Annotated in this window: 2 protein-coding genes; one reads left to right on the forward strand and one right to left on the reverse strand. The window is 48.0% G+C overall.

Annotation, left to right across the window (positions count from 1 at the left end):
- Positions 1–51 precede the first annotated feature (51 nt).
- A complete protein-coding gene (locus PN499_RS22325; RefSeq protein WP_272034743.1) occupies positions 52–1,335 on the reverse strand; it encodes a quinone-dependent dihydroorotate dehydrogenase in 1,284 nt (427 codons plus the stop codon).
- A 177-nt stretch (positions 1,336–1,512) separates the two neighbouring features.
- Between PN499_RS22325 and PN499_RS22330 the strand changes: the two genes are divergently transcribed.
- On the forward strand, positions 1,513–4,440 hold the full coding sequence (locus PN499_RS22330) for a sensor histidine kinase (protein WP_272034745.1): 2,928 nt from the start codon (positions 1,513–1,515) through the stop codon (positions 4,438–4,440).
- Positions 4,441–4,502: the final 62 nt, after the last annotated feature.

The raw sequence follows: 4,502 nt of genomic DNA on the forward strand, positions 1-4,502 counted from the left end.
CCGCCAAGATGGCGGCCGTACTGCGATAGTGCGTAAGTCCTATTTATAGTTTTAATTTGCGTCTATTCCTATGGCCTCAGAAATACAACTCAAACCTCTTTCTTCCAACTTTTGTAACAATCCCTCTAAAATCCGCCGCACCATCCAGGGCCCCTCATAAATCCAACCTGTATAAACTTGAATTAAACTTGCCCCAGCCGCGATTTTTTCCCAAGCATCTTCAGCGGTAAAAATTCCGCCCACGCCAATAATTGGCAATTGGCCTTGAGTTTGCTGCCAAATAAACCGTATCACTTCTGTAGAGCGATCGCGCACGGGAGTACCGCTAATCCCTCCAGCTTCTTCGCTTATGTGTTTGCCAGTTTGCGGCAATATTTGAGTTTTGAGTCCATCGCGGCGGATAGTAGTATTAGTAGCGACAATACCTGCGAGTTCGTAGGTTTGAGCTAACTTAATGACAGATGCGATCGCCTCCCACTCCAAATCGGGCGCAATCTTGACTAAAATTGGCTTAAGAGCGCGATTTTCCTGTTGCAATCCCTCTAAAATTGTGCTTAACTGGTCGGCATCTTGAAGCGATCGCAGCCCTGGCGTATTAGGGGAAGACACATTCACCACAAAATAATCCCCCCAATCCTTGAGCAACTTAAAACTCCCTAAATAGTCTATCGAAGCCTCTTCTAGGGGTGTCACCTTAGATTTACCAAGATTGATCCCTAACGGGAATGGGGAAGATAGGGAGGATGGGGAGGATGGGGAGGATGGGGAGGATGGGGAGGATGGGGAGGATAGGTTCGATTTAACTTCTGCATCTCCCCCATCTCCCCCGCTCCCCCACCCCCCCGCTCCCCCGCCCCCCATCTCCCCCGCTCCCCCGCTCCCCCGCTCCCCTCTCCTCAATCCTTCTAAGCGAGTTGCGATCGCGACTGCACCTTGATTATTAAACCCCATACGATTTAAGGCTGCACTATCCGCCCCCAAGCGAAACAAGCGAGGGCGAGGATTCCCCGGTTGAGCTTGGAAAGTTACAGTACCCATTTCCGCAAAGCCAAAACCAAAGCTTCCCCAAATACCAGCCCCGAAAGCGTTTTTGTCAAAACCCGCAGCCAAACCCACAGGATTTTTAAACCTCAGTCCCCAGAGGGTTTGTTCTAGACGAGTATCTTTCTTACCCAAAGATTGCTCTAATTGAACTAGAAGCGGACGCACTGGCCCAGTACCATCAGCTTTACCCAAAAAGTCGATTATTGCCATTAGGCGATTGTGCAGCCACTCAGGATCGGCTTTCAATCCAGAAAATAAAAGAGGGCGTAGAGCCAGTTTATAAATATCCAAGTTATCTATCCTAGAGTAATTAAGTCAGCAAAAAGTAAGTAAAAATAAAAAATGAAAGAAAAAAATAGCCCCAAAGTATTAATTCTACTATTAGGTATTATTGCTAATCATTATTATTCGTTCTTACATTTTTAATTTTCAATTTGTAATTCTACACAGTTTGGGGGATAGCTAGCAATGGACGAGCAACAAAAGCAGAAGGATATTGAGGAACAAATCATTAGCTTAGAGCGCGTCCTCCAAACCCTCAGAGAAGAAGAGAATGTAGACGTTTTACTGGAGACAACCTTAAATTACCTGCAAACGGAGTTCGAGGACTACCAAGTAATTTGGATTGGTTTGTACGATCGCACAGGTCATCGCTTGTTTGGCAAAGGAGGGATTGTACCCAAAGGTGAGATTACATTTCTCAAGCAAAGGTTTACCCTCAATCCCGGCGACTTGCTAGAGCAAGTCGTGATTCAGCTTCGTCCCGTCAGCATCCCCGACTTGCGAGAAGAAACACGGGCGGGAGAATGGCGCAAAGCTGCTCAGACCTTCGATGTGCGGGGTACTATCATCTTTCCCCTCCGCTATAAGGATCGCTGCTACGGCGTGGTTTTGCTCGGTTCTGAAACCTGGGGTTTGTCACCCAAAGCTGGGGAAAAAGCACAGATGAGCGTGATTTTCGGGGCGCTGGCGGCGGCGCTGTACCAAATCGAGGCAGATTGGCAGCGACAACAGGCGAGGCATCCCGACGAACCCCTGCTGATGCTGATTTCGCAGTTAGGCAAAATCCGCTCCCTCGATCAGTGTCTACAGGCAGTAGTGGAGCAAACCCACCAATTTATCGAACCAGCACGGACGAATGTTTACTGGTTCGAGCGCGAACGGCGCTATTTCTGGCGTAGAGTCAGTAACCGTCAGGTTGCGCCCGGTTTGGGAGCGGGTAACAGACCAGCAAGTGGGATCACGGTGCAAGATTTGGGGGGATTTTATCAGGCTCTTGCTAACGAGCAAATTGTCTGGATTGGAGAGTCCCACAGTTCCCTCAGAAGCGAAGTCACGGGGCGGCTGATGCAGCAAATTCGCGCTCGTTCCCTATTGGCGGCTCCGATTATCTTGGAAACAGAGCTTTTGGGCTTTTTGGCGGTGGAGGCGAATGAACCCCGGATTTGGCAAGAAGATGAAAAAAGTTATCTGCGGGGTGCGGCTCAATTGGTAGGTCTGACTGCTCCTCTGTCGGAGATGGAGGATAAAATTCGACAAGTTGAACTCGATCGCGATTTAACTGCTGGGGTGGCTCGTGCTATTTATAGTGACGCTGATTGGCTGGAGACTTTGAAAACTACATCCGAGAAATTGTGCGATCGCCTCAGCGCCGAACACTTTTTGCTACTGCTACGGGAACCGGATCGGGGTCAGTTTGAAATTATCTGGCAGAATCAACCTCCCAATCGCCGCAAGTTAGCGTCTCCCTTGAAAGCTTTGGATGCGTCAGAACTTAAGGTATTTGAAGAAAGTGCCCAAGCAATGGCAATTGAAAATTGGGAAGAAGACAAGCGATTGGCAGCTTGGCGAGATGCTTTGGGGGAACAGGGGGCGCGATCGCTTTTGGTTTGCAGGACTGGAAAGAAGAAGGAAGAAGGAACAAGCAAGCAGGAAGAAAAGGAAAATAGCAATCTCAGCTCTGTTGAAGGTTTGGTGGTTATTGGTCACGACGCGGCACGAACTTGGAACCGATCTGAGCGAGAATTGGTAGCGATCGCCAGTCAACAGCTCGGCCTAATTATCCACCAGTGGGAACTTCAGCAACAAATCCAAAACCAACACAAATTTTACCAAACCCTAGAATCAGGTTTAGCGATTTTGTGGCAGGCACACTCAGACCAACTCCTGCAACAATTCTCTGGAGGAGAATCAAACTCAAGCGAAAACATACCTCAAAAGCAGCTAGAGCGTAGCTTTACCCAGCACATTGCCGAGGCCGTAGGTTGTCCTCTGGTAGCTTTAGTAACGTGGACTGCGGGGGCAAAAGAGGGACGTATTGCCGCCAGTGCTGCTGCTAGTCCTTTGTTTGCACTGAATCTGAATGTGGATATTCCAGTTCAGACAGATTTTTTGATTCAAAATGCTCTCAAAGCTAGTGGAATGCTGCATCTGAATATGAGCGATTTACCACTGGCAACTAAACGGTGGCTACGCAGTCCCGGTATTAGTCAAATTTTGGTGGTAGCGCTGCGGACGGCCCCGGAACACGAACCAACGGGAATTGTCTTAGCGGCGGATGCTCAAGGTCGCCCCTGGCCAGAACTCTCGGTTGATTTATTGAGTATTTTGGCAGCTCAGTTAGCTTGGTCGCGTCGCTACTTGACTGTACAAGCAACGCTGGAATCACAGCGAGAGGAATTGGAATGGCTCAATTGGTACAAACAGCGCCGTTTGGAGGAACTTTATCGTACTGTGGGGTCGGGGGTGAAGCAGTTGGGAGAGTTAAGCCAATCTGCGGCTTTACCGGGGAAGGAACAGAAGGATACTTTGACAACTTTGCGCTATCAGCAGCTTTTGCGGCAGATTGGGAATGCTCTAGCCTCCACTAATTTACTGCTGAAGCAGGAACAGTGGCGGTTACATAATGCAGTGGAAGTGATTGCGGTGGCTAGTTTGTTGAGGCGATCGCTTGAGCGTGTAGACTTGCTGGTGAAGCAATCTAATATTCAGTTACAAGTTTATCGGGAAAGTAATTCGGCGCTGCCTTCTGGACAAGTTTTAAGCATTCGCGGAGACAGTATTAAGTTAGAGTTGGTAGTTTATGAATTATTAGTAATCGCTTGCCGCCGTTCGGTATCGGGAGGAAAGATCGAGATTCGCTGTAAGCGTTTAGATGAACAGTGGTTAGAATTAGCGATCGCTGATAATGGTAATGTAGAGCCGCAGTTAATTAGTGACTTTAATAGCGGTACACCTCGCGATATATTACTTTCTTCTACTTTAGAGAAACCTCCCGGTCAGCATTTAATTATTTGTCAGCGAGTAGTACGGCAAATGAGCGGTAATCTTTATATGGAACTATTAGAGGATGGGATGGTTGTAGTGCGGTTATTGTTACCTTTAGGTAGTGCTTGATCTAATAATTATCAATTATAAATTATCAATTCTCAATTAAAGGTAGGGTGGGCGCTCGCCGC

This window comes from Kamptonema animale CS-326, assembly GCF_028330895.1.
Classification (GTDB): domain Bacteria; phylum Cyanobacteriota; class Cyanobacteriia; order Cyanobacteriales; family Microcoleaceae; genus Kamptonema; species Kamptonema formosum.